Consider the following 24,536-nt stretch of genomic DNA (forward strand, 5'->3'; position numbering starts at 1 on the left):
TGTTCAACTTTCTCTTCATCTACATCTAAATATGGTAAATTTTGACGAGTTAATACTAAAGAAGTTGGTGTTTGTTCTGATTCAAGAGCTACTTCCCAAGCTACTCTTGTTTCATTTCCATCAGCTGGACGAATGACATTCATATTTGGTATTGATCTTAAGCCCGCTAATTGTTCAATTGGCTCATGAGTAGGTCCATCTTCACCTACAGCGATTGAATCATGTGTGAAGATGAATGTTGAATTTAATCCCATGATAGCTGATAAGCGTAACGCTGGTTTTAAGTAGTCACTAAATACAAAGAATGTTGCACCATAAGGGTGTAATCCACCGTGTGCTGCCATACCATTTACAGCTGCACCCATTGCGAACTCACGTACACCAAACCATATATTTTTACCTTCAGGTGTATTTCTATCATAATCAGTCGCTTCTTTAACGTTAGATTTGTTAGAACCAGCTAAGTCAGCAGAACCACCAAAGAATGACGGAACTGATTTACTTAATGCTTGAATTACTTCACCTGAATCAGCACGTGTTGCTGCATTATGATCGCTATCAAAGCGTGGTAACTCATCTCTATAGTTTTTAGATAGTTTACCACTAATAGCTAATTTAAATTCATCTGCTAATTCTGGATATTGTTTAGAATAATTTTCTAGTAATGCTTTCCATGCATCTTCATGCTCATTTGCACGTTTTAACATAGTTGTTTGGAAAATTTCATATACTTCTTCTGGCACATTGAAACGTTTTTCAGGGTCTAAACCATATGCTTCAAAAGTTAATTTTCTCTCATCTGAACCTAGTGGTGCACCATGAACACCATTAGTACCACTCACGTTTGGAGCACCATAACCGATAATTGTTTTAACTTCAATCATGGTTGGACCATTTTGAGATTTGGCTTTAGTTATTGCTTTATCGATAGCGTCTAAATCATTACCATCTTTTACTAATATGTGATTCCAACCGTAACTTTCAAATCGTTTCTTAACATCTTCAGAGAAGGCTTTATTTAATTCGCCATCTAATGAAATATCGTTTGAATCATATAAAACAATTAGCTTATCTAATTGGTTATGGCCAGCAAATGAAGCAGCTTCATGAGAAATACCTTCCATTAAATCACCATCAGAAGCTAGCACATAAGTATAATGGTCAACAATATTGAAATCATCTTTATTAAATTTACCTGCTAAATGGTCTTCAGCTAAAGCCATACCTACAGACATAGCAAAGCCTTGTCCAAGTGGGCCAGTAGTAACTTCAACACCATCAGTATGTCTGAATTCTGGATGTCCTGGTGTTTTAGAACCCCATTGTCTAAATTGCTTCAATTCTTCTAATTCAAGACTGCCTGAAACATGTAACAAGCTGTATAATAGCGCAGAGCCATGTCCAGCCGACAATACAAAACGGTCTCTATTAAAATAGTCTTTAGATTGAGGATTAAAATTTAAGTGGCGTGTCCATAAAGTATAGGCCATTGGTGCAGCTCCCATAGGTAATCCAGGGTGACCTGAATTAGCTTCTTCGATTGCATCAATACTTAAAGCTCTAATCGTATCAATCGCTAGTTGATCTTTCTCGTTAAACATCTCTAATACTTCCCTTCTACTTGAATCATCTTTCGTATATTATAACTTAAAAATATTGAAATTGATAATCGTTTAAACTCAACGAACTATAATCTAATATTTATTAATTTTTATTTTGTTCTTGTATCTTTTTTAATTTTTCAGGTGTCACATCATTACCTTCAGGATCTATCACCTTTGTACTCTCAATTTGTTGTTTAAACCCTTTTCTAAATGCTTCGAGGTATTTTTTACGTAATTTCGATTGCTCTTTAGCTTCAGCTTCAGTTAAACCTTGTTCCTTTTTCTTTTTAGCAAGCTCATTAATTCTATCTATATTTAAATTATCATTAGACATAACTATCACTCTTTCTGTATTCCCATTAATATTTTCTCTTTTACTTCATAGAATATAACAAAAAAGAGGTCTAGACAAAAGCTATTGACATTTAAATAGCTTTGACAGACCTCAAATTTATAATCATCTTACAAACGCGAACACTTTGTAGTCATTTTGTTCCCCATTTGTAGTATTTACGTTCTTATTGTCATCTTTAATAATTGCCTTTTTAGAAATAGTATGGTCAGTTATTTCGTACGTTTGTTCCATTTGAGCGTTATGATATAAATTCATGAAAAATACTATAAAAACAACACAAGATATTGATACAACAGCTATATTAGTTAATAATTTATTTTTATATTTATTAAACATTACTTTCACCTCTAGAACATTTGTTTGTATAAATACTTTATCAGAACATTTGTTCTTAGTCAACATAAAAACGAACAAATGTTTGTTCAATATTTAAATCAGTGCTATAATGTAGTTAAATAAAATTAGGGAGTGCCTATATATGAGAGAATTAACTAAACGTCAAAGTGAAATATACGATTACATTAAACATGTAGTACAAACTAAAGGATATCCACCAAGCGTACGAGAAATTGGTGAAGCAGTAGGATTAGCGTCAAGTTCAACTGTTCATGGTCATTTATCTAGACTAGAAGAAAAAGGATATATTAAACGAGACCCTACGAAACCGAGAGCCATTGAAATTGTTAGCGAACAAACTAACGATGCAGTTAATATGGAGGAAACAATTTATGTTCCTGTAATTGGTAAAGTTACTGCCGGAATTCCGATTACTGCAGTTGAAAATATTGAGGAATATTTCCCTTTACCAGAACATTTAACATCAACTCACAATAGTGATATCTTTATTTTAAATGTCGTGGGTGAAAGTATGATTGAGGCAGGTATTTTAGATGGAGATAAAGTTATAGTTAGAAGCCAAACCATTGCTGAAAATGGGGACATCATTGTTGCTATGACTGAAGATGATGAAGCAACAGTTAAACGCTTCTATAAAGAAAAAACACGTTATAGATTACAACCTGAAAATAGTACAATGAGTCCTATTTATCTTGATAACGTTACTGTTATCGGTAAAGTTATTGGTTTATACAGAGAACTGTAGTTTTAATTTCTAAAATTTACGTTAACCTCTCTCTTATATATTTCTATATACAAAGAACTAGCAAAGTCTACAATGTAAACTTTGCTAGTTCTTTTGTTTTTCATTTTCATTTTTATTTAAAATTTCTTTAACCTTATCTAGAATATCTAGTTTATTAACATCTTTAGTTGTCATAATATCAACTTCCTTATCAACTAAAAGATACCCTTAATAAGTCGTATTAAAACACTTAGCCCGTATAATTTTCTGTCCAAAATGGTTGTCGTTTGTCATTAAAATCAACGCCTACGCCTAGAGTACTGAAATTTGTATTCAATATATTCTTTCTATGACCAAGTGAATTCATTAACCCCTCATGAGCAAATATACTATTTTGTTGCCCATACGCTAAATTTTCACCTGCCGGATTGAAATCAATGTCATCATCTTTTAATCGATCAAAAGGAGATTCACCATCTAAATTATTATGATCAAAGTAATTTTGTTTTGCCATGTCTTCACTATGGTTTCTTGCTGTATTGGAGACATTTTTCGAGTAACTAAGTGTATTCAACCCATGCTGTTTACGCTCAGAATTAACTAAATCATAATTTTGATATTCAAAGCTTTGTTCTAATGTTGAAGATGGTGCACCGTAATGTTGAGTCAACCTTTTTTCCATAGCGTCACTAACTTGAAGTAATGCAGTAACTCCATTGTCATTATGTTTATCATAAAAAACAGTTGTATAAATATTATCTTCATGGAAAACATCATACTCATCGCTACTTATATCAACACGGTATCTACCTTTAACAATTTCTTTTAAAGGTTTACCAAGTCTATCCTCAACAACATTTTTAGGGGTATTATATTTCACCTTAGATTTAGATGTAATGACATTTTGATTACTATATAAAGCATTGACTTTATTTCCTAAATAGCTAACCATTATGAAATTATCGTAATCATTATTGTAATAGGTATACCATTTAGTGCCATATTCATTAGATGTTACTCTTTTAGGTTTCCCCAATTGATTTTCAACTTTGTCTTTAGACATATTCATCTGAATATTATTAATAGCAAAGTCCTGTTTTGTAGGTGTTTTGAGCGAATTGCTTTTTAAACTCGAATCTTGATTCATAACTTGCTGAACTTTACTTCTTACGTCATTCTGAAATTTTACTAGTGCTTGATTTTCCTTTAATGGTATGAATAAAGCTACAACTAATAACACCAAAGAAAATAAAAGGAATTTTTTAATAACATACACCTACCACTCAAGTTTTAATCCTTATCCCCATTAAAAATTGAATTTCGCACTATAACATAATCGACAGTTGTTAATGATTTTAAATCTTTTCCACCTGCATATGAAATCGAGCTTTGTAAGTCTTGTTGCATTTCAACTAAAGTATCTTTTAATGATCCTTTATGTTCAACAAACATTTTTTTACCTTCAACATTCTTGTGTTCACCTTTTTGGAATTCAGATGCACTACCAAAATACTCTTTATAACGTTTGCCGTCTAATTCAACAGTTTCACCTGGTGATTCTTCATGAGCCGCAAATAGAGATCCTATCATTACCATGCTTGCACCAAATCGAATTGATTTAGCAATATCGCCATGTGTTCTTAAGCCACCATCAGCGATTATAGGTTTACGCGCTGCTTTACTACAAATATTTAATGCTGCTAATTGCCAACCACCAGTGCCAAAACCAGTTTTTATTTTTGTGATACAAACTCTACCTGGTCCAATACCAACTTTAGTTGCATCTGCACCTGCGTTTTCAAGTTCTCTAACACCTTCTGGCGTACCAACATTTCCAGCAATTACAAATGTTTTTGGAATATATTTTTTTATGTGTTTAATCATTTTAATAACTGAATCTGAATGACCATGAGCTATATCAATCGTAATATATTCAGGAACTAATTGTTTGTCAGCTAATTCTTCAATAAATTTAAATTCATTTGCTTTAACACCTACAGAAATAGAAGCAAACAATCCGTCTTTTTGCATGTTTTGAATAAATGGAATACGAGCTGCTTCGTCAAATCGATGCATAATATAAAAATAATCATTTTTAGCGAACCAATGCGCTAATTCTTCACTCATAACAGTTTGCATATTCGCTGGCACAACAGGTAACTTAAACGTTTTAGGTCCAAATTGAACAGTTGTATCACATTCCGAACGACTTTCAACTATACATTTATTTGGAATTAATTGAATATCTTCATAATCAAAAATTTTCATACTTTTTAGCCCCTATACAATCATATTTATTAAGTAAAAACGAACTTTTAGTATATTAAATATAAAAATCATTCATTTTCTCACCCTTATATACTTTACAATTTTTTAATTGTCTTGTAAATGGACTAAAGTACTAGATTTGTATTTTACCAACTTGATTTTTTAACGCCCGGGATTTGTCCTTTGTGTGCATGTTCTCTAAAAGCAATTCTAGACATTTCAAATTTTCTTAATACACCTCTTGGACGTCCTGTTACTTTACATCTTCGAGTTAAACGCGTTGGTGAAGAATCACGTGGCAACTTACGTAATGCTTCATAATCTCCTTTAGCTTTTAATTCTTTACGTAATTCATAATATTGATTAACTAATTTTTCTCTTTTTATTTCTTTAGCAATTTTAGATTTTTTTGCCATATATATCACTCCTGTTATTTTAAATCGTAATAATTACGTTTTATATAATAACACATGATTTTAAATTTACAAGACTGATGACTTAATTTCATTTAAATAATTAAAAAACCGAAGTATAAGATTATTATACTTCGGCAAGTTCTTACTTTATCTTTAATGTCGTATTTAAAAGATAAGAGATTATTTAGTTTCACGGTGTAGCGTGTATTTATTTAATCTTGGGCAATATTTTTTCATTTCAATACGCTCAGGATTATTACGTTTATTTTTAGTAGTAATATAATTACGATCGCCACATTCTGTGCAAGCTAATGTTACATTAACGCGCATAATTAACATCCTTTCTCATTTAACTAGGAATACTTACGATTTAAAATTTTACCATATTAAAATGCTCTACGCAATCTAATTTTTTAGTACTATTTAAAATTCTCGTAAGTTTCGTCGTTAGTACCTTCTAAATCAACATCATTAATATCGATTTCTAATGCTTTGGCAACACCTTTACCATATTCTGGATCAGCTTTATAACAATGACGAATGTGTCTATGTTTAACGTCTTCACTCACACCATCCATCGCATTTGCTGTGTTAGTAAAGATTCTTTCTTTGGCATCATCAGATTGTAAACGGAATAATTTACCAGGTTGTTCAAAGTAATTATCATCATCTTGTCTTTGATTGTACTCATAACCGTCTCCATCTACTGGGAATGCTGGTTTTTTATATTCAGGTTGTGATTGGTAAACACCTTTATTATTTGGATAATAATGAGGTCCACCACCTTGATTTCCATCAAGGAATCTCATTTGACCATCACGACTGAATGGACACATATTTTCAATGCCAACACCTTTAGGTTGGTTAACAGGAATTTGCCAATGATTGACACCTAATCTATAACGTTGCGCATCACCATATGAGAATAGACGTCCTTGTAACATTTTATCTGGTGAGAAGTCTAGACCAGGAATAATGTTTGTTGGAGCGAAAGCAGCTTGTTCAACATCCATGAAATAATTCTCTGGGTTTCTATTTAGCTCAAATTCACCCACTTCAATTAATGGGTAATCACCTTTATACCAAACTTTAGTTAAATCAAACGGATTATCTGGATGATTTTTAGCTTGCTCCTCAGTCATAACTTGGATATACATTTTCCATTTTGGATAATTGCCATTTTCAATTGCATCGTATAAGTCACGTTGTGATGATTCTCTATCTTGACCTACAATTTCAGCCGCTTCATCATCTGTGTAATTTTCGATGCCCTGTTGAGTTCTGAAATGATATTTAACCCAAACACGTTCACCCTCGTCATTGTACATAGAATACGTATGTGAACCGAAACCATGCATATGACGGAAGTCTTTTGGCATACCTCTATCTGACATTAAAATTGTAACTTGGTGAAGTGCCTCTGGTACGCCAGTCCAGAAATCCCAGTTATTTTGAGGACTTCTCATATTAGTACGTGGGTCTCTTTTAACAGCACGGTTTAAACTAACAAACAACTTAGGATCTCTAAAGAAGAACACGGGTGTGTTGTTACCTACTAAGTCCCAGTTACCTTCTTCCGTATAGAATTTAAGTGCAAATCCACGGATATCTCTCTCTAAGTCAGCTGCCCCACGTTCACCGGCAACTGTTGAGAATCGTGCAAACATTTCTGTTTGTTTACCTACTTCTGAAAAAATTTTAGCATTTGTATATTTCGTAATATCATTTGTTACAGTAAATGTACCAAATGCACCTGAACCTTTAGCGTGCATACGACGTTCAGGAATTACTTCACGATCAAAATGAGACATTTGTTCTAAAAAGTATGCATCTTGCATTAATAATGGGCCTCTCGGACCAGCTGTCATACTATTTTCTCTATCTGAAACAGGGTGCCCAAACAAACCAGTTAATCTTTTATCATCTTTCGCCATAGTTAATTCTCCTTTCACTTATTTATAATTATTATAATTTAGAATCTACTATAATTAAAGCCATAACCCCTATAATTAAAGCATTTTAAAAAAACTACAAAGTGTCAGAAAATTTAAAATTTTCAAGCTAAATTGTTTAAAAGTTATTGAATACTGTCCCCAAAAAGATTAAAATGATTTGTATATTTAAATTTTAGAATTAGGAGACATCATATGGAAGATAACAATATGAAAAGAGGTCTTAACTCAAGACACATATCTATGATTGCTATAGGTGGCGCAATTGGTACAGGGCTCTTTGTAGCAACAGGTAGTGTTGTTGCTCAAGCTGGTCCTGGGGGCGCTATATTAGCCTATTTATTAATTGGCATAATGCTTTACTTTTTAATGTCGTCAATTGGAGAGTTGGCAACATTTTATCCAGTTTCAGGATCATTCAGTTCATACGCAACGCGATTTGTAGACCCTTCTCTAGGTTTTACAATGGGATGGTTATATTACATTATGTGGACACTAGTTTCCAGTGTAGATGTTATGGTTGCTTCAAACGTATTGTATTATTGGGATGTATTTAAATTTTTTAGTCCACTTACTTGGTGTTTAATCTTTATCACTATTGTATTTTTATTAAACATCTTCACGGTTAAAGCTTTTGGAGAAACTGAATTTTGGTTATCACTAATTAAGGTTGTAACTATTATTATATTTATTATTGTTGGTTTCTTGATGATCTTCGGTATATTAGGTGGCCATTCTTATGGCTTTGAAAATTATACTAAAGGTGAGGCACCATTCGTGGGTGGTTTATCTGGTTTCTTAGGTGTTTTACTCGTTGCAGGATTCTCAGTTGGCGGTACTGAAGTTGTAGCAGTGACTGCTGGAGAATCTGATAATCCAGAAAAAACAATGCCTAAAGCTGTTAAACAAGTTTTTTGGAGAATTTTATTATTCTATGTATTATCAATTGGTGTTATTGCAGCTATCATTCCTTATACTGACCCATTATTGTTAAATGAGAATGAATCTGTTACACAAAGTCCTTTCACAATTGTATTTGATAGAATTGGTGTTGCTTTTGCCGCTTCTGTTATTAACGCTGTTATATTGACATCATTATTATCTGCGACAAACTCAGGTGTTTATACTACTAGTAGAATGTTGTTCTCTTTAAGTGATGAAAAACAGGCACCTAAATTCTTAAGTAAGCTAAACGATAAATCTAAATTACCTTTAAGAGCATTAGTTACAACATATATTCTGATTGTAGCGATTATTATAATTGCTAATTTTTATTCAAATGCTGTTTTTAGTTTGTTAAATATTATTGGTTCATTGGTAATCATTGTTTGGGCAGCTAGTTCATGGGCACAAGTAAGATTGCGTAAAGCCATTAAACGTCAAGGTCAAGATATCAATCAACTTTTACCTTATAAATCACCATTGTACCCTCTTGGACCAATTTTAGTATTTGCAACTTTAATTTTCTTATACTTTGGTAATTCAATTGGAGATTTATTCGATGGTAATATAGGTAAATTTTTCGTTAACATTTTACCTATCATTATTTTAGGGCTCATTTTCTTAGCTCATAAATTAATAAGAAAAACGAAGTTCGTTAAATTAAATGATATGGATATCACACCACATCATTATCATAAAAATAATTAAATAATTAAATGCGAGCACTGAAAGTATAGTAAATCCTTTTTAGTGACTCGCATTTTTGGTTTCAACATATTGATATTTTCGAAAAAACAGTTATCTAGTATAATAGTAGTAAAGATAATGACTTAGAGGTGAAAGCAAGATGGTTGGTCAAACAAACTTATTTGATGATGTCATTAAGAGTGAAGAACGTTTCGTTATAGTTGTACAATCTCTAGAAGAAAAAAATGGTCAATTACTAAAACGTACATTAAGAGAGTATCCTAGTCTTGAACATGACCAAATGGAAAATTTATTTACACATTTAAAAGATGTATTTAGTACTGAACCTTTCAGTGAAAACCAGTCTGCATTTACAATTACAGTGTATACAAATTTAGATTATGCTGCTGATCAAGTATACGCTTATGTAAAGCGTTCAAAAGGGAAGCACGAATGGACACATACTGCTAAATAATAAAAAGGCATGAGGTCGAATGAATCATTCATCATGGTAATTATGATGAAATAAACAACATTCGTATTCTCATGCCTTATTTTATATTACAAAAGTGTTTTTAAAGCTGCGGGAATACCATTAGAATCGTTATCTAACGTTATTTTGTCTGCAATAGCCTTCAGTTCCTCATTTGCATTTCCCATCGCGATAGCACAACCCACTACTTCAAACATTGATTGATCATTTAAACTATCACCAAAACAAATCACTTCAGATAATGATACATTTAATTTTTCACATAATGCTTTAATCGCATTACCTTTTGAAACATCCTTTGCCATAAATTCTAAAAAGAATGGTTTACTTGTTGTTACATCAATTTCTGAATTAAAACTTCCATGCATATCATCACGTACTTTAGCAATATTTGTTGCATAATCAACGCCCATTGCTTTTGGAACGCTATCATTAATATAAGCTTTAATATCATCTACACGTTTCATAGGTAGCCCAGTAAGTTCTGATTCAATATCTCGATATTCATGATTACCATCATGGATAATATGTCCATCTTGATATGTCAAGATTAAAAAGTTATGTTCACGACAAAAATCCACAATAAGGTCAAAATTCTTCTTAGATACACTTTGACTCACTTCTACTTCTTCTGTTGCTACTTTGATCGTTTTACCGCCGTTGTAACTGATGATATAACTATCATGGATATCTAATTGTAGTTCTTTTGCAATTGGTAGCATACCTTCAGTTGGTCTTCCTGAAGCTAACACTACTTTATAGCCTTGATTTTGAATATCTATCAAGTAATTTTTAGTTTCTTTACTTACTTTATTCTCACTATTAATTAAAGTATCGTCCATGTCCATAACGATCATTTTATAATTACTCATATCTGAAGTGTACTCCTTTCGAAATTTACTCGTTTATATTTTACAATAAATTTTATGAAGGATACACAATTTCTTCAACAACGCCAATTTCATTGATTGTTGCTAATTCTGAATGACATGTTGTAACGGCTTGTCTTAACGCTCTAACTAATTGACCACTCTTCTCCTTAGGACTCATTGTTAATATGGTAGGCCCTGCACCACTAATTACTGTCGCATATGCACCATATTGTTGAGCTATAGTTTTAACCTCTTTAAATTCAGATATTAAATGTTGGCGATATGGCTCGTGGAAGCCATCCTGTGACATCATTTTCCCAGCAAGTTCATAATTATGTTGAATTAATGCACACAGCATCGTATTACTTATTGCACTACTTTGAACCGCGCGCTTATGAGAAAATTGATCAGGTAAAACGTTACGAGAATCTTCAGTCTTTAATTCATATGGAGGTATAGTTAGAATTATATCAACGTCAGGCACATCAATATGTGCTACATTCGTTTCTTTTGTATCTGGATTATAGAAGCCTGCTAATAAGCCACCATAAATTGTAGGTGCAACATTATCTGGATGACCTTCTATTTCTGTAGCTAATTGAAGTAATTCATATTTAGAAAGCTGAATATTGCCAAAATAGTTTGCAATGTATAAAGCGCCTACCAATGCAGACGCCGATGAACCTAAACCTCTAGCTAATGGTATATCACTTCGCATTTCAACACTTAAACTAGGTAATTCTACATTATATTTAGATGCGACCTGCTGGGCCACTTTAAAAACATAATTGTCTTTGTTCTTAGGAAGTGAATCTAATTCGGAGTTTAAATATGTAAATTCCCATTTTTCCCCTTCAATTCGTTTCACATAAAGATGTAAATATTTATCTATAGCCATACCTATCGAGTCGAAACCAACGCCTAAATTAGCAGTGGACGCTGGTATCTTTAAGTGCAACTGTTCAGTCATTTTTACAAAGCTCCTTTAATGTAATCAATAATACTTGATTTATCGTTAGGAAGCGGTTGAATAGGGTTATCTAATATTGAAATAGCAGTATCAGGATCTTTTAATCCATTACCAGTTAAAATAGCTACTATTTTTTTGCCTTTAGGTAATTGTCCTACTCGATGTAATTTAATCAGACCTGCAATTGAGGCGTTACTAGCTGGTTCGCTAAATACACCTTCTTTAGAAGTCATTAATTGATAAGCTTCTAAAATTTCTTCATCAGTAACGCTATCAATCAATCCATTAGATTCGTCTAACGCATTCGTAGCTTTAATCCAACTAGCTGGATTACCAATTCGAATAGCTGTAGCAATTGTTTCAGGATTTTTAATCACTTTATTTTGAACAATTGGTGACGCACCTTCTGCTTGGAAGCCAAATAATCGAGGTAATTGACTCCCCTTTTTCTCATGGTATTCTTTAAAACCTTTCCAATAAGCAGTAATATTACCTGCGTTTCCAACTGGAATTGCGAGTACGTCTGGAGCTTGTTCCAATTGTTCAACAATTTCAAATGCACCCGTTTTTTGTCCTTCAATACGATATGGATTCACTGAATTAACTAACTCAATTTCTTCATCATTTTTAGCAATTTCCTTAACAATCTCTAAAGCCTCATCAAAGTTTCCTTCAATAGAAACAATTTCAGCACCATACATAACAGCTTGCGATAATTTACCGAGTGCAATCTTACCCTCTGGAATAACTACTATTGATTTTAATCCAGCTCGTGCAGCATATGCAGCTGCTGAAGCTGATGTATTACCAGTAGATGCACAGATAACTACTTTTTTTCCCTGTTCTTTTGCTTTAGTAACAGCCATGACCATTCCTCTATCTTTAAAAGAACCTGTAGGATTTGCACCTTCATATTTTACATACAAATCAATATCCAACATCTTAGACAAGTTCTCACAATGAATTAATGGAGTATGTCCTTCATTTAATGTTAACTTTGGTGTGTCGCTGTTAACTGGTAAATATTCTTTAAACTCTTCAACTAAACCTTGCCATCTTTTCATAAACATTAAACCCCTTCAACTGGATAAATTTTCTCGATATTAAAATCAGCTTTACTTAAAACATCCTTTGGTGACTGATCTAAACCTATAATAACTACACCATACGTTTGTTCATCACGTTGTTCAACCTGTAGTGATTTATGGAAAGGTAAAGTTTCTTTCAATAATGATTCAAATTTTTCTTTTGATAAGTCACTATTAAGAACAACATAATAGTTTAACTTCTCTTGAATAGCTACGACATCTTCCGTATCCATAATTTCGCGAGTTGCATCGGTTTTCAATTCAAAATGAGGTGGTAATGTATGTGTATTTGATTCAAAGAATAATGCCACATTTAGTAAATCACTTACAACAGCACTTCCAGTAGCTAAACTACCTGCACCTTTCCCATAGAACATTGTATCGCCCACTGCATCGCCTACGACATAGATTGCATTATATTCATCTTCAACTGTAGCTAGTTGATGGGATTTATGTATTAATGTTGGTTCGACTGATGCATTTACTTTACTATTTTGATAAGTTCCCTTACCAATCAATTTTATTTTATAACCTAATTTGTCCGCGACATTGATATCAGATAAAGTTGTCTGACTTATACCACGAACTTTAACATCATTTAATTTAATGACTTGGTTAAATGATAAATAAGAAGTGATAACAACTTTACGTGCTGCATCAATACCTTCTACGTCATCAGTCGGATCTGCCTCAGCAAAACCTAGCCTTTGCGCTTCATCAAGAGCATCTTCAAACGTTGTTTGTTCACGTGTCATTTTAGATAAGATGAAGTTAGATGTACCATTTAGTATTCCCATAAATTTAGAAATGTTATTAGCATTTAATCCATTATTAATAGCATTTACTATAGGGATACCACCGGCAACACTCGCTTCGAATTTCAACGCAAGTCCCTTTTCCTCAGCTAAATCTTCTAGTAGCTTCAAATGTACGGCTAATAAATCTTTGTTTGCAGTAATTACATGTTTACCGCTTTTCAAAGCATCTCTTAACCAATCAACAGTAGGTTCAATGCCACCCATTACTTCAATGACGATATCGATAGAATCATCATTTAAAATTTCATTAACATCTTCAGTTAAATGATATCGACTAATATTTATAGGTCTTTTCTTAGATTTATCACGCACTAAAATATGCTTTATAACAATATCTTTGTTTAATGTATCTATAATTTGTTGTCGATTCTCTTCAATTATTTTAACTACACCTGATCCCACTGTTCCTAGACCAAGCAAAGCAATATTTAATTTTTTCATATTTTTATCTCCCCCCATTTGTATAACTCAGAAATACAATTGTTTTATTGAAATATACTTTATTTTAGTATACTATTAAAACATATTAAATTGATAGGACTTTTTAGCATAAAATGTAAATACTTAGCTTTATATTATCATGTGGTATCAGAAAATTAAATAGAATTTTCTGATTTTTTAGAAAGGTTGATTAGGTATATGAAAGTGGCAAAATTCGGCGGTAGTTCAGTTTCAAATGCAACACAAATCAAAAAAGTCCTAGATATCGTTAATAGCGATTCAGATCGTAAAATTATTATTGTTTCTGCACCAGGCAAAAGACACAAAGATGATGTTAAAACGACCGATCTTCTAGTTCGATTATATGAAAAAGTAATGAATAATCTTAATTATCAAGATAAAAAGAAAGAAATTATTCAACGTTATGCAGATATTTTACATGAACTTGATATGGATGATTCATTATTAAAAGTAATTGATGACACATTAGAAGAGATTATTTCAACTTTAAAAGATAAGCCTTTAAGATTATACGATGCAATTCTTTCTTGTGGTGAAAATTTTAATGCGCAATTAATTGCAACTTATAATGATTCACAAGGTTTTAAAACGACATACCTTTCTCCAAAAGATGCAGGTATTCTAGTTACAGATTTACCGCAACAAGCTCAAATCTTGGAAGAAGCTTATGAGAAGATTAGTAAATTAAAAGATATTGAAGGTAAAATTATTATCCCAGGATTCTTTGGTGTTTCTAAAAATGATTATGTCGTTACGTTCCCAAGAGGTGGTTCTGACATTACAGGTGCAATTATCGCTAGAGGAATTAGAGCGTCTTTATATGAAAACTTCACTGATGTATCAGGTATTTATAAGGCAAACCCTAATATAATTAACAATCCGGATCTTATTGAAGAAATTACATATCGTGAAATGCGAGAACTTTCATATGCTGGGTTTAGCGTCTTCCATGATGAAGCATTGCAGCCACTCTATAAACACAGAATTCCAGTGGTTATTAAAAATACAAATCTTCCTCAAGATAAAGGTACATTTATACGCCATGATAGAGATGTAAGTGATAAAAATGTCATTATAGGTATAAGCTGTGATAAAGGATTTAGTGTTATTAATATTAAAAAATATCTAATGAATAGACAGGTCGGCTTCACACGTAAAATTCTTGAAATATTAGAAGATTACAATATTTCTTTCGACCATATGCCTTCAGGTATTGATAGTATTAGTATCATCCTTCGAACACATCAATTAAAAGGTAAAGAAAAAGATGTACTTAACGCTATACGTAAACGTTGCGATGTTGATGAATTAAGTATTGAACACGACTTAGCGATTTTAATGATTGTTGGTGAGGGAATGAATAAAGCAATCGGTACTGCTAACACTATTACACATGCGTTAGCAGAATCTAAAATCAATTTAAAAATGATCAACCAAGGCTCGTCTGAAATATCAATGATGTTCGGTATTTCAATTGAAGATGCAGACAAGGCTGTTTTATCTACATATGAATATTGTTATCATGGCATTTGTTTGAAAAATCTAAATAAGCAAGCATAGTTAAAAAGCATCTGGTATTTAAATAGTCATGTTTTGTACATTCCACTTAAATATTAGATGCTTCTTTATAATTTGTTATGAGCTAATGCCTCATTGATTCGTTGCTCCCCTACGACAACTTTTAATATAACAAATTGATAATAACTTAATGAGTCTAAAACCATTTTATAATTTGGTAATTGATGGTAATTTTGATTATCCAATAAGTCGTACATTAGCACGATTTCCGGTTTAATATAATCTACTCCCCATGTCAGCGAATGAAAATAAATACTATTCTTAGGAATTCTAATATTACTATCTAATCTAAATATCCACTCTTCATTTACGACATCATAAATAAAGATATTTATTAATAATTTCTCGTTAAAAGTAATATCTATGTGTGCAATTTCGGGTACACTTAATTGATCTCGATTCATTAAATTATTATTTTTATCATAATAATTTAAATGATACGTGGACGGAATTACTTTTAATACTTCAACTAGTTGTTTACGTTCTACGCATATGTCGACTCTAGAAGGTAGAATAAAATTATCACTTAAAAATAGCTGCATTGCGACTTCCCCATGAAATTTGAATGAAGTACGACATTCATTTTTTAATATTTTAACTAGCTCTTCTATATGTTGTTGATGTTCCATATTACTACCTCCAAAGGAAACGCTTTCATACATTAATTATACATATCCTTATTTCTGATTTCAATTTACGAATTATGAAGTATTGCTAAATTTGATGTTAAACAAAATAACAAAATTGCTAAAATTAGGTAATATTTATTATTTTAGCAATTTAACTTAATTTACATTTTGTTGAACTACGCAATTATAATAGATATAATTTATATGTTATTTCATATCGCTCACGTTATAACTTTCAAATTTATTGAGTGATATAAAATTAAAATTCGAACATAGGTGATGAATTATGACATTAACAATTATCTTAATTGTTATCATCGTTATACTTATTTTGGCGTTCATCTTAAATCAACGTTACATGCAAGATAGAGTTGATACAGAAGTGTACGCAAGAAATCAGATGGTAACTAAGAATGCGACGCTTAGCAATGAAAATTTAGAACTTAAAAATCAAATGCTTAGTTCTAATAATGATGTAAGTTCACATGCAAAGCGAAACGCGAAACACGTTTTAACTAGCATTCTTGATAAGTATAAAGACGAAGGCAAGTTAAAGTATTACGATATTATAACTACAAGTAATTTAGCTACAAAACATCCTTTCTTTGAATACGCTAGAACGTTCGATTACATTGTTGTTTCAGATGTTGGCTTAATCAATATTGACGTCAAAAACTGGAAACAAAAAACGTTTTACCATTTTGATGCACCAGTAGACGACGATATGCAAATTGACACAAATGATGTGAATCAGATTGTCGGTCATTATGTAAGTAAACAATATCACAGTCAGTTTGATTCACCACGCAGTGAAATTTATACTTTCGTCGAAAAAATTCAAAATAATCGTGTGATTTATGAGTTTTATGATCATGATCCATATGAACAAGCAGCGATTAATTCAAAAGTTTTAAAAGACGGAATTGAAAATCATTTTAATCATAAAGTACAAAGCATCGGAGTCGTTTACTTTAGCGATGGTAGCGTAAATATCATTGAGGGTTCAGAGGAAAGAGCTCAATATGTAGACACCGTTTCAACTAAATCATCACTTGAAGCGGTAATCAAAAATGCAATTGATTTATCTAAACATCCACTTTCTGAAGACCAAGTTACCAAAATCGTAAACAGCTTTAATAATTAATGCACATAATAAGCGATTGACAGTGAATCTAGATACAGATACACGTGTCAATCGCTTATTTTTTAACTCCATAAATTCACTTTATCTTTTTTAGCTTGTTGTTCATCTTTTTCAAAAAGATGACGATATTTGCCATTCGGTGAGAAGTACTTTTCACGTGCTAATCCATTTTTTACTAATTCTTCGTTGTACATTGTGTCCTCATCTAGCCATACATATGCAAGTGTCCGACCATATCTATCTTCTTTTTCTTTGTCATATTCTAAATATACATCTTTCCCATTTAAGTGTTGTTTACTATAATTAGATGCTTCTTTACCATATGGTTGAACTGGTGTGTTAGGTTTAACTGTTTCTGGTGTATCTATACCTATAAGTCTAACTTTAATTTCTTTTTCTTCACTATTTGTAGCAACAAAGGTATCACCATCTACTACTCGGTCTACATGTACTTTTTCTTTACCCTTAATGTTAGTACTGTTTGATGATTGAGAACCATTATTTTTAAAAGGTCCTGTATGATTCATAAATTGAAAGGCTAAAACGCCTACCACTAAAACAGCTAAAACGATGATACTTAATGATTTTTTCGAGTTCAAAGATGTCACCTACGCTTTTTATTTCAATAATAAATATCATATATAAATTAAAATTAATCGTCAATGACAACTTGCTTTAGTTAGACTATGTTAGTATCCACTGTACTCGCAAAAAGTGAAATTATTAATCTTATCATGCTATAATAAATGCGTTAGGAGTGACATCAATGTCTGAGAAAAATGAAAATTTAGTTACAGTTATAGCCGTAATTATAGCCATAATTGTCGGTGTAATACTACAAATTGTCTATAAGTTACCTATTATTGTCTCTGTCGTAGTAGCTGTATTATTAGGAGTCTTAGTAGGATTTATTGCTTATATCATTCAATCTATAATTCGCAAGAGAAAGAACAAGTAGCTCAATTAGAAAATCTTAATAGAAATTTTATAAGCAAAGCAAATTGGGAGTGAGAAAGAATTCAAATTGAATTCTTTCTCACTCCCACATTTTTTATATTTAAGATTAATTTCTAGATATTGTGGTATGTATAAGAAATACCTTAAATGTATAAAATTAATTTTAAAAAATTGATTAATTTATCACAATTTTAATTATCAAAAAGCCTCACCATCAAACAATTAGCGAGGTGGTATTATGGAAATTCTAGACGTAATTATAGATAATCACGGTCTAATTTATAAAGTACAAACACAAAATGGCCATGTATTCGAACATACTTTGGCAAAAGATACACCTCCAGATAAGGTTGCTCAAGTGTTACGGTTATTAGCCACTCATGTTGACAATCTAGAAACTCAAAAAAGAAATAATTAATATGTTTGTAAAGATACTTCTTAATCTTTAAATAATTAGGTTAAAAGTAAGCAAAAGGTCAGAAATTAAAGTATTAACGTTCTTGGAATCCATGCTCCCTAGAGCAAACTGATGTTCTGATCTTTATACATGACTATATGCATAATTAAATTCTATATCCATCCTTTATCATTCGCTTTTCTCCAAGCATCAAAGCGGTTCTCCGCTTCAAGTTTATCAATTATATTAGACGTGTAATTTCTCACCGTACCGTTTGAAAGATAGAGTTTATCAGCGACTTCTTTATTACTTAATCCTTCCCCTATTTCACGTAACACGACTTGTTCTTTATGCGTTAATGGATTAGCCTCTTTAAACAAAGATGTCATTAAAGACGTACTATATTCTTTTTCGCCGTTTAAAACTTTATGGATGGTTGCAACTAAATCATCAACCGATCGTTCTTTTAACACATAGGCATCAACATCGTTTGCAACAGCTCTTTCAAAATAACCAGGCCTTTTAAAAGTCGTGACAATAATCACTTTTGTATTAATTTTATTTTCTCTTAATTGCGATAGTATTTCTAAGCCCGTAATTCCTGGTATCTCAATATCTAAAATAGCAATGTCAGGCTGTTGACTATTAATAGATTGTAATGCGTCAATACCATTATCAAAATCATCTATCACTTTTAAATCGTCGTGAAATTCAATTAATTGTATCATTGCTTTACGCAACATATTTTGATCTTCTGCAATTACGATTGAAATCATTGTATACCTTCTCTCGGAATCATAATATCGATAGTCGTACCCTGTTTAGAAGTGATATTAACTGTGCCGCTCAATAACGCTACCCTATCGTTAATACTCTTTAATTTTACTTCGCTAGGTTGTTTTAGACCTATACCGTTGTCACTAATGATTAATTTAATACCATTATCGTAACTTTCAATTTTCCCTTTAATTTCAGAGGCTTTCGCGTGCTTAATTACATTGTTAACCGCTTCTCTAAGTATCATTGATAATATCGTCTGTTTAGTTGGGTTGAGGGAACTCGCACCTCTTATATTTTCAAAGTTAAAGTGAATATTTGCATCCTTTAAGATTTGTTCTATAGATTGAATTTCTTCTTCAAAATTTTGAACTTTCAAATTTTCAATAATATGTCTTACTTTCTCTAATGTATCTTTCGAAATTTCGTTTATATTTAATATTTCTTTCTTAGCTGCTTGCGGATCTTTGTCGATTAGTTTTGCAGCTAATTCTGATTTGACACTCAAACTTGCAAATACATGTCCTAACGTGTCATGTAAGTCTTGACCTATTCGATTACGTTCTTGTTCCGCAATCAAAATATTAATATATTTATTTTTTTCTTCAATTTGTTGACGATATTGTCTCTCTTTCATTATTTTAAAATTACCAAATAATATTGCCAAAATAATAATATAATAAATAATAATACTCACGACATAAAAGTGATTCGTTTGTATAATCGTTATGATGATACATGTAATCATTGAACTTATTAATAACATAAACTCTATTGATTTTACTCCCTTTTTAAATAAAAATGGAATAGCAAATGCACTAAAGAAGAAAAATAAACTCAATGTTGGATTGTATGCATATACAAAATAAATAATCGCTAAAAAATGAATACCAAATAAGATTAAATTAATACGATGACTTAATGTTTCATGAAAAAGAATTAAACTAGCATAGGCAAATGTAAAAATGATTACAATAAGTAAATTTAATAAAAAGCTATCATCTTGCCATGTTAAATACAAACCATAGTAAGGAAATATTAAGTAAATTAAAGATGAAATCTCTCCCATTTTAGCGCCTAAACTACGCTTCATTTATTCCACCCCTTTTCTCTTATTAATTAATAATGCAATAATTAAGAAAATAATGCTATAAATACCTAATATAACGAACGATTGGATATTAAAACCATTACCTTTACCTAGTTCAAGTGCTAAATGACGTAAATGATACGTTGGTGTTAGTTTAGCAATTGTTTGCATCCAATCAGGAAATGTACTAACAGGGAACCACAATCCACCAATAATGGCTAATACAATATTAAACAGATTAGCTACGCTACTTGCTTTCTGTGTCTCACTAAATTTCGTAATGATTAAACCTAATGTCAAAAACATGCTAGCACCTAACCATAAAGAAACACCAGATAAAATCCATTCACTTGCACTTAGATCTACCCCTTTATAGAAGTGTGCTACGCTGAATAAAAGCAATATTGAAGCTAAAAATAAAGTCATTGTTTTAATAATTTTAGCTAAATAATAATTTAATACTGTGATTGGTGTAGAAATTAATCTTTTATACCAACCACTGTTCCTTTCCTCGATTATTTCTAATGGAAATTGCATCAGACAAAATCCCATTAAACTGAATACCGTCATACTATACATATACTCTTTGTAAAATACTTTTTTCGAATCTGCTGGCATATCAATTAATGATGTAAACAATATATAGAATGCCAAAGGAAATATAAAAGCCATAAATGATGATAATTTGCGTCGAAATAATAATTTGTATTCAATATCAAGTAACGTTATGATATTCGTCATAGTCTATTGCACCACTCTTTCTTCTTTTGAAAACATGAGTTCCAATAAAGATTTTTTATAAATTGTGACTTGATTTAAATCTACATTTATTTTAATTAGATTTGTAATAATTGCTTCAACATTTTCTGTTTGAATTTTTAAATTACCATTCGTAATTTCTATATCATATGTTTCTGAAAGTATTTGATATTGTTCTTCCGTAAAGGTCATTATTTCAATAATTGAATTATTTTGACTAAACAAGATATTATGTGGTGTATCATTAATTTTGATACTTCCTTGTTCTAAATAGACAATTTTATCAGCCATTCTTTCGACTTCTTCAATATAATGAGAGGTGTAAAGTATAGTTATACCATCTTCTTTAAGTTGCTCAATTAGATTCCAAAAGTGTTCTCTTGTTTCAATATCCATTGACGTTGTTGGTTCATCTAATATTAAAAATTGAGGTTTGCCTATTAAAGTTAGAACAAAGTCTAATAATCTCTTTTGACCTCCTGATAATTTATTAGAATATTGTTCCAATTGAAGATTAGAAAATTGAGTTAATTTTTGAAACTCATTAAATGTCATAGGATTGGTATATAATTGTTGATATAAATGATATAGTTCTTTTACTTTAATGAGCTTAGGTAAATTCGTAGTTTGAAATAATATGCCCATATTATGTGAGGATATTAAATTAAGTTTATCTTCGACTGTTCCACTATTTGCATGCTTATGACCTATAAGTATATCTATTAAAGTGGACTTTCCTGCACCATTTTTTTCGATTAATGCAGTACACTTTCCTTCCTCGATATCTAATGAGATATTATTCAAAACTGTCTTTTTACCAAACGATTTCTTTAATTGCTTTATATATATCATAACGACCTCACATCCTTTTAATTTATATATCTACTTTATCTTTTAATCGAATTTAAAATTAGTTTAAATTGTCACGATTTTAATATGACATTTGTCATATTAACTACGACGAGGTAGCAAAAAAGAGATTAAGCAACTTTAAATTGCTTAATCTCATAATTTTTAACTATTATTTTTCTCCATTTTTCTTTTTGAAACAGTTCTGCCAAAAAATAAATAAAGAATAAACCCGATTAATGGTAAAACAAACAATACAAAGAGCCATGCCCATGTAGAAGACGCACTTCTTCTATTTCTTTCTAAAAAGATGATAATAAAAGCTAGTACTAGATTTATCACAAAGCCTAGTGCTAATAAAATCGTAAAAACAGTTCCCAAATCTGGGCCGAACATGAATTTCATAAAATAATACTCCTATTTAATTTTATAATTTAAATTATTTACTTAGCATTTAAGATCAAGATGGCATTTAGCACTTCTTCATTATTTGGAAATTTACGTTCTTCTATTTTGTCTATTGAAATATTTAGAACTTCAAATTGACTTCCTTCATCACTTTCAAGATACATATTAATTTCTTTTTCTAACTCATCCAGTGTTTTTTCTTGAATCTTTTTAAATTTGATTTTACTCATTCTACAACACTCCAATTCAACTTATTTGTTTAAATCATAGTCTTTTTACATTTAAATCGCAAATTAATTCATACTATAACTTACATTTTATTAAAACGCTTACAATTATATATTCAAAATATTAAATTCACATAAGAGATAAATTATTGTATAATAAAGTCATTCTATTAAATTTTCAGAATAATTAAATTATTTAGATTGTGGGGTATTATATGATTTCTTTTGAAAATGACTACCTTGAAGGTGCACATGAAAAAGTATTACAACGAATAATTGATACCAATTTAATCCAGGCCTCTGGCTATGGTGATAATCAATTTTCAAAGCAAGCAGCTGAAGAAATTAAATCAGCCATCAAGTGTCCAGAAGCGACTGTACGATTCTTAGTTGGTGGTACGCAAACCAATCAAGTTGTTATTAATTCGATACTAGAGCCATATGAAGGTGTGATTTCAGCTGACACTGGTCACGTAGCTGTACATGAGGGCGGTGCTATTGAATTTAGTGGTCATAAAGTTTTAACTGTCCCATCTCACGAAGGTAAAATTAGACCAAAAGAAGTTAATGCATATCTAGATACGTTTTACAATGATTTTAAACGTGAACATATGGTCTTTCCAGGAATGGTTTATATTTCACACCCTACAGAATACGGTACTTTATATAGTAAAAAAGAATTGAAGAATCTTGCTGACGTGTGTAAAGAACATAATGTACCCTTATTTATGGATGGTGCGCGTTTAGGCTATGGTTTAATGAGTGATCAAAGTGATTTAACATTTGAAGATATTGCTAAATATTGCGACATCTTTTATATAGGTGGTACTAAAATAGGTGCGCTATGTGGTGAAGCCTTCGTTTTCACTAAAAATAATGAGCCAAAACACTTTACCACTCGAATCAAACAACATGGTGCATTACTTGCTAAAGGTCGTTTAGTAGGTGTACAATTTCTGGAATTATTCACTAATAATTTATATTTAGATATTAGCCGTCATGCCATAAATATGGCTAATAAAATGAAAAAAGGATTTCTTGAAAAAGGCTATCAACTTTACTTTGATTCACCTACTAATCAACAATTTTTTGTACTTAGTGAAGAAAAGATTAAAGAGTTGAAACAAAAAGTAAAGTTCGCGATTTGGGAGAAATATGATGATAATCATCGTGTTGTTAGATTTGCGACAAGTTGGGCTACTACCGAAGAAAATGTGGATAAGTTATTAGGGTTAATTTAACATCTGAAAAACAGGACTTCCTAAAAGGAAATCCTGTTTTTAATGAAATTTATAATAAATACTAGCTATAATTACAATTAATACAAAGAGGCTTATGATTATTTCTTTTTTAGATGGTTCTCATTTTTCTATAGTGACTTTAATATTAAATTCCACTTTTTATTCTCCTCTTAAAAGTTTAAGTAATCATGTTAATCACATTCGCTACCTCGTTAATATTGAATTTTAAGTTGTATAATTTAATATTACACTTTATTTTTTTATATTGGTCACCTAAAGTTCTGAGTGCTGACCTTTATCATACACCTATTCTATTATTTACTTTTTGATAAGCTTCAATCACTTGTGGATAAAGATAAATTACTCTAGATCCAATCCGGCGAGTTACTTCGACAATTTCAGGTTCACAGACTATTTTATTTTGAAGTGTTGATTTACGGCTCTACGTCAAATCGGACTGATGAGTCCAAAT

Annotated in this window: 27 protein-coding genes and 1 pseudogene; 8 read left to right on the forward strand and 20 right to left on the reverse strand. The window is 31.2% G+C overall.

All coding sequences use genetic code 11. From position 1 onward, the window contains the following. The 3 genes from tkt to sosA form a co-directional block, all read right to left on the reverse strand. Window positions 1–1,601 (reverse strand): transketolase (gene tkt, locus HMPREF3265_RS08490; protein WP_070861367.1); only part of this gene is annotated, 1,601 nt, incomplete at its 3' end. A gap of 103 nt (window positions 1,602–1,704) precedes the next feature. Next, on the reverse strand, window positions 1,705–1,938 hold the full coding sequence (locus HMPREF3265_RS08495) for a DUF896 domain-containing protein (protein ID WP_016931078.1): 234 nt from the start codon (window positions 1,936–1,938) through the stop codon (window positions 1,705–1,707). Between the two features lie 123 nt (window positions 1,939–2,061). Beyond that, entirely contained in the window at window positions 2,062–2,295 is a 234-nt protein-coding gene (gene sosA / locus HMPREF3265_RS08500; protein ID WP_033080041.1) for a DNA damage-induced cell division inhibitor SosA, read from the reverse strand. A gap of 142 nt (window positions 2,296–2,437) precedes the next feature. On the opposite strand from sosA, the gene lexA reads away from it, so the two are divergent. Next, window positions 2,438–3,061: a transcriptional repressor LexA gene (gene lexA, locus HMPREF3265_RS08505; protein ID WP_011275859.1), complete on the forward strand. Its 624-nt coding sequence runs from the start codon at window positions 2,438–2,440 to the stop codon at window positions 3,059–3,061. A gap of 229 nt (window positions 3,062–3,290) precedes the next feature. Here the strand turns inward: lexA and HMPREF3265_RS08510 are convergent, their stop codons facing one another. The 5 genes from HMPREF3265_RS08510 to HMPREF3265_RS08530 form a co-directional block, all read right to left on the reverse strand. Beyond that, window positions 3,291–4,316, reverse strand: coding sequence for a CAP domain-containing protein (locus HMPREF3265_RS08510; protein ID WP_070861369.1), 1,026 nt, complete (start codon window positions 4,314–4,316; stop codon window positions 3,291–3,293). Between the two features lie 14 nt (window positions 4,317–4,330). Then, window positions 4,331–5,308 (reverse strand): GMP reductase, encoded by a 978-nt coding sequence (gene guaC, locus HMPREF3265_RS08515; protein ID WP_070440139.1) that lies wholly within the window; start codon window positions 5,306–5,308, stop codon window positions 4,331–4,333. 146 nt (window positions 5,309–5,454) lie between these two features. Beyond that, window positions 5,455–5,724: a 30S ribosomal protein S14 gene (gene rpsN / locus HMPREF3265_RS08520; protein WP_070440137.1), complete on the reverse strand. Its 270-nt coding sequence runs from the start codon at window positions 5,722–5,724 to the stop codon at window positions 5,455–5,457. Between the two features lie 180 nt (window positions 5,725–5,904). Beyond that, a complete protein-coding gene (gene rpmG / locus HMPREF3265_RS08525) occupies window positions 5,905–6,054 on the reverse strand; it encodes a 50S ribosomal protein L33 (RefSeq protein WP_001265708.1) in 150 nt (49 codons plus the stop codon). A gap of 89 nt (window positions 6,055–6,143) precedes the next feature. Then, on the reverse strand, window positions 6,144–7,658 hold the full coding sequence (locus HMPREF3265_RS08530; protein WP_070440135.1) for a catalase: 1,515 nt from the start codon (window positions 7,656–7,658) through the stop codon (window positions 6,144–6,146). Between the two features lie 213 nt (window positions 7,659–7,871). Here HMPREF3265_RS08530 and HMPREF3265_RS08535 point away from each other — a divergent pair, with 213 nt between their 5' ends. Further along, window positions 7,872–9,326 carry an amino acid permease gene (locus HMPREF3265_RS08535; RefSeq protein ID WP_070861371.1) on the forward strand — a complete coding sequence of 485 codons (1,455 nt, stop codon included), beginning with the start codon at window positions 7,872–7,874 and terminating at the stop codon, window positions 9,324–9,326. A 139-nt stretch (window positions 9,327–9,465) separates the two neighbouring features. Beyond that, on the forward strand, window positions 9,466–9,780 hold the full coding sequence (locus tag HMPREF3265_RS08540) for a hypothetical protein (RefSeq protein ID WP_011275865.1): 315 nt from the start codon (window positions 9,466–9,468) through the stop codon (window positions 9,778–9,780). Between the two features lie 86 nt (window positions 9,781–9,866). On the opposite strand, the gene HMPREF3265_RS08545 is transcribed toward HMPREF3265_RS08540, so the two are convergent. The 4 genes from HMPREF3265_RS08545 to HMPREF3265_RS08560 are packed head-to-tail and all read right to left on the reverse strand — an operon-like array spanning window position 9,867 to window position 13,987. After that, window positions 9,867–10,670: a Cof-type HAD-IIB family hydrolase gene (locus HMPREF3265_RS08545; protein WP_070861373.1), complete on the reverse strand. Its 804-nt coding sequence runs from the start codon at window positions 10,668–10,670 to the stop codon at window positions 9,867–9,869. A 52-nt stretch (window positions 10,671–10,722) separates the two neighbouring features. Continuing rightward, window positions 10,723–11,640: a homoserine kinase gene (thrB, locus tag HMPREF3265_RS08550; protein ID WP_037558049.1), complete on the reverse strand. Its 918-nt coding sequence runs from the start codon at window positions 11,638–11,640 to the stop codon at window positions 10,723–10,725. Between the two features lie 2 nt (window positions 11,641–11,642). Continuing rightward, window positions 11,643–12,704: a threonine synthase gene (gene thrC, locus HMPREF3265_RS08555; protein WP_037558048.1), complete on the reverse strand. Its 1,062-nt coding sequence runs from the start codon at window positions 12,702–12,704 to the stop codon at window positions 11,643–11,645. Window positions 12,705–12,709: 5 nt separating this feature from the next. Then, window positions 12,710–13,987 (reverse strand): homoserine dehydrogenase, encoded by a 1,278-nt coding sequence (locus HMPREF3265_RS08560; RefSeq protein ID WP_070440130.1) that lies wholly within the window; start codon window positions 13,985–13,987, stop codon window positions 12,710–12,712. A gap of 198 nt (window positions 13,988–14,185) precedes the next feature. Between HMPREF3265_RS08560 and HMPREF3265_RS08565 the strand changes: the two genes are divergently transcribed. Further along, entirely contained in the window at window positions 14,186–15,568 is a 1,383-nt protein-coding gene (locus tag HMPREF3265_RS08565) for an aspartate kinase (protein WP_070861375.1), read from the forward strand. Between the two features lie 65 nt (window positions 15,569–15,633). Here HMPREF3265_RS08565 and HMPREF3265_RS08570 read toward each other — a convergent pair whose 3' ends face one another. Then, window positions 15,634–16,215, reverse strand: a complete 582-nt coding sequence (locus HMPREF3265_RS08570; protein ID WP_070440127.1) for a hypothetical protein — start codon at window positions 16,213–16,215, stop codon at window positions 15,634–15,636. Window positions 16,216–16,501: 286 nt separating this feature from the next. Here HMPREF3265_RS08570 and HMPREF3265_RS08575 point away from each other — a divergent pair, with 286 nt between their 5' ends. Beyond that, window positions 16,502–17,359 (forward strand): hypothetical protein, encoded by an 858-nt coding sequence (locus HMPREF3265_RS08575; protein WP_070580644.1) that lies wholly within the window; start codon window positions 16,502–16,504, stop codon window positions 17,357–17,359. Between the two features lie 62 nt (window positions 17,360–17,421). On the opposite strand, the gene HMPREF3265_RS08580 is transcribed toward HMPREF3265_RS08575, so the two are convergent. Beyond that, entirely contained in the window at window positions 17,422–17,958 is a 537-nt protein-coding gene (locus tag HMPREF3265_RS08580; protein ID WP_070861377.1) for a thermonuclease NucI, read from the reverse strand. 167 nt (window positions 17,959–18,125) lie between these two features. Between HMPREF3265_RS08580 and HMPREF3265_RS08585 the strand changes: the two genes are divergently transcribed. Both HMPREF3265_RS08585 and HMPREF3265_RS08590 read left to right on the forward strand, forming a co-directional pair. Then, the gene (locus tag HMPREF3265_RS08585; protein ID WP_011275874.1) at window positions 18,126–18,317 is read left to right on the forward strand and encodes a hypothetical protein; all 192 of its coding nucleotides are present in this window, start codon (window positions 18,126–18,128) and stop codon (window positions 18,315–18,317) included. Window positions 18,318–18,554: 237 nt separating this feature from the next. Next, a complete protein-coding gene (locus HMPREF3265_RS08590; protein WP_070861380.1) occupies window positions 18,555–18,734 on the forward strand; it encodes a hypothetical protein in 180 nt (59 codons plus the stop codon). A 152-nt stretch (window positions 18,735–18,886) separates the two neighbouring features. On the opposite strand, the gene HMPREF3265_RS08595 is transcribed toward HMPREF3265_RS08590, so the two are convergent. The 6 genes and pseudogenes from HMPREF3265_RS08595 to HMPREF3265_RS08620 form a co-directional block, all read right to left on the reverse strand. Beyond that, entirely contained in the window at window positions 18,887–19,489 is a 603-nt protein-coding gene (locus tag HMPREF3265_RS08595; protein ID WP_070580646.1) for a response regulator transcription factor, read from the reverse strand. Next, entirely contained in the window at window positions 19,486–20,583 is a 1,098-nt protein-coding gene (locus tag HMPREF3265_RS08600; RefSeq protein ID WP_070861382.1) for a sensor histidine kinase, read from the reverse strand. Before HMPREF3265_RS08600 ends, HMPREF3265_RS08595 begins: the two co-directional genes overlap by 4 nt. Next, entirely contained in the window at window positions 20,584–21,321 is a 738-nt protein-coding gene (locus HMPREF3265_RS08605; protein WP_070861384.1) for an ABC transporter permease, read from the reverse strand. A 3-nt stretch (window positions 21,322–21,324) separates the two neighbouring features. After that, complete coding sequence (locus tag HMPREF3265_RS08610; RefSeq protein ID WP_070861385.1) at window positions 21,325–22,191, reverse strand: ABC transporter ATP-binding protein; 867 nt, start codon at window positions 22,189–22,191, stop codon at window positions 21,325–21,327. A gap of 168 nt (window positions 22,192–22,359) precedes the next feature. Next, window positions 22,360–22,593 (reverse strand): annotated as a pseudogene (locus tag HMPREF3265_RS08615) (PLDc N-terminal domain-containing protein); the annotation flags it as partial. A gap of 38 nt (window positions 22,594–22,631) precedes the next feature. After that, window positions 22,632–22,826, reverse strand: coding sequence for a hypothetical protein (locus HMPREF3265_RS08620; protein WP_011275881.1), 195 nt, complete (start codon window positions 22,824–22,826; stop codon window positions 22,632–22,634). A 212-nt stretch (window positions 22,827–23,038) separates the two neighbouring features. Between HMPREF3265_RS08620 and HMPREF3265_RS08625 the strand changes: the two genes are divergently transcribed. Next, complete coding sequence (locus HMPREF3265_RS08625; RefSeq protein WP_070861387.1) at window positions 23,039–24,064, forward strand: threonine aldolase family protein; 1,026 nt, start codon at window positions 23,039–23,041, stop codon at window positions 24,062–24,064. The last annotated feature ends 472 nt before the right edge of the window (window positions 24,065–24,536 follow it).

The organism is Staphylococcus sp. HMSC62B09, from assembly GCF_001839115.1.
GTDB classification, from domain to species: domain Bacteria; phylum Bacillota; class Bacilli; order Staphylococcales; family Staphylococcaceae; genus Staphylococcus; species Staphylococcus haemolyticus.

Excerpts from the sequence above, each read along its gene's own strand:
- HMPREF3265_RS08495 (WP_016931078.1), bottom strand. The coding sequence starts at position 1,938 with ATGTCTAATGATAATTTAAATATAGATAGAATTAATGAGCTTGCTAAA.
- sosA (WP_033080041.1), bottom strand. The coding sequence starts at position 2,295 with ATGTTTAATAAATATAAAAATAAATTATTAACTAATATAGCTGTTGTA.
- lexA (WP_011275859.1), top strand. The coding sequence starts at position 2,438 with ATGAGAGAATTAACTAAACGTCAAAGTGAAATATACGATTACATTAAA.
- guaC (WP_070440139.1), bottom strand. The coding sequence starts at position 5,308 with ATGAAAATTTTTGATTATGAAGATATTCAATTAATTCCAAATAAATGT.
- rpsN (WP_070440137.1), bottom strand. The coding sequence starts at position 5,724 with ATGGCAAAAAAATCTAAAATTGCTAAAGAAATAAAAAGAGAAAAATTA.
- rpmG (WP_001265708.1), bottom strand. The coding sequence starts at position 6,054 with ATGCGCGTTAATGTAACATTAGCTTGCACAGAATGTGGCGATCGTAAT.
- HMPREF3265_RS08530 (WP_070440135.1), bottom strand. The coding sequence starts at position 7,658 with ATGGCGAAAGATGATAAAAGATTAACTGGTTTGTTTGGGCACCCTGTT.
- HMPREF3265_RS08535 (WP_070861371.1), top strand. The coding sequence starts at position 7,872 with ATGGAAGATAACAATATGAAAAGAGGTCTTAACTCAAGACACATATCT.
- HMPREF3265_RS08540 (WP_011275865.1), top strand. The coding sequence starts at position 9,466 with ATGGTTGGTCAAACAAACTTATTTGATGATGTCATTAAGAGTGAAGAA.
- HMPREF3265_RS08545 (WP_070861373.1), bottom strand. The coding sequence starts at position 10,670 with ATGAGTAATTATAAAATGATCGTTATGGACATGGACGATACTTTAATT.
- thrB (WP_037558049.1), bottom strand. The coding sequence starts at position 11,640 with ATGACTGAACAGTTGCACTTAAAGATACCAGCGTCCACTGCTAATTTA.
- thrC (WP_037558048.1), bottom strand. The coding sequence starts at position 12,704 with ATGAAAAGATGGCAAGGTTTAGTTGAAGAGTTTAAAGAATATTTACCA.
- HMPREF3265_RS08560 (WP_070440130.1), bottom strand. The coding sequence starts at position 13,987 with ATGAAAAAATTAAATATTGCTTTGCTTGGTCTAGGAACAGTGGGATCA.
- HMPREF3265_RS08565 (WP_070861375.1), top strand. The coding sequence starts at position 14,186 with ATGAAAGTGGCAAAATTCGGCGGTAGTTCAGTTTCAAATGCAACACAA.
- HMPREF3265_RS08570 (WP_070440127.1), bottom strand. The coding sequence starts at position 16,215 with ATGGAACATCAACAACATATAGAAGAGCTAGTTAAAATATTAAAAAAT.
- HMPREF3265_RS08575 (WP_070580644.1), top strand. The coding sequence starts at position 16,502 with ATGACATTAACAATTATCTTAATTGTTATCATCGTTATACTTATTTTG.
- HMPREF3265_RS08585 (WP_011275874.1), top strand. The coding sequence starts at position 18,126 with ATGTCTGAGAAAAATGAAAATTTAGTTACAGTTATAGCCGTAATTATA.
- HMPREF3265_RS08590 (WP_070861380.1), top strand. The coding sequence starts at position 18,555 with ATGGAAATTCTAGACGTAATTATAGATAATCACGGTCTAATTTATAAA.
- HMPREF3265_RS08595 (WP_070580646.1), bottom strand. The coding sequence starts at position 19,489 with ATGATTTCAATCGTAATTGCAGAAGATCAAAATATGTTGCGTAAAGCA.
- HMPREF3265_RS08600 (WP_070861382.1), bottom strand. The coding sequence starts at position 20,583 with ATGAAGCGTAGTTTAGGCGCTAAAATGGGAGAGATTTCATCTTTAATT.
- HMPREF3265_RS08605 (WP_070861384.1), bottom strand. The coding sequence starts at position 21,321 with ATGACGAATATCATAACGTTACTTGATATTGAATACAAATTATTATTT.
- HMPREF3265_RS08610 (WP_070861385.1), bottom strand. The coding sequence starts at position 22,191 with ATGATATATATAAAGCAATTAAAGAAATCGTTTGGTAAAAAGACAGTT.
- HMPREF3265_RS08620 (WP_011275881.1), bottom strand. The coding sequence starts at position 22,826 with ATGAGTAAAATCAAATTTAAAAAGATTCAAGAAAAAACACTGGATGAG.
- HMPREF3265_RS08625 (WP_070861387.1), top strand. The coding sequence starts at position 23,039 with ATGATTTCTTTTGAAAATGACTACCTTGAAGGTGCACATGAAAAAGTA.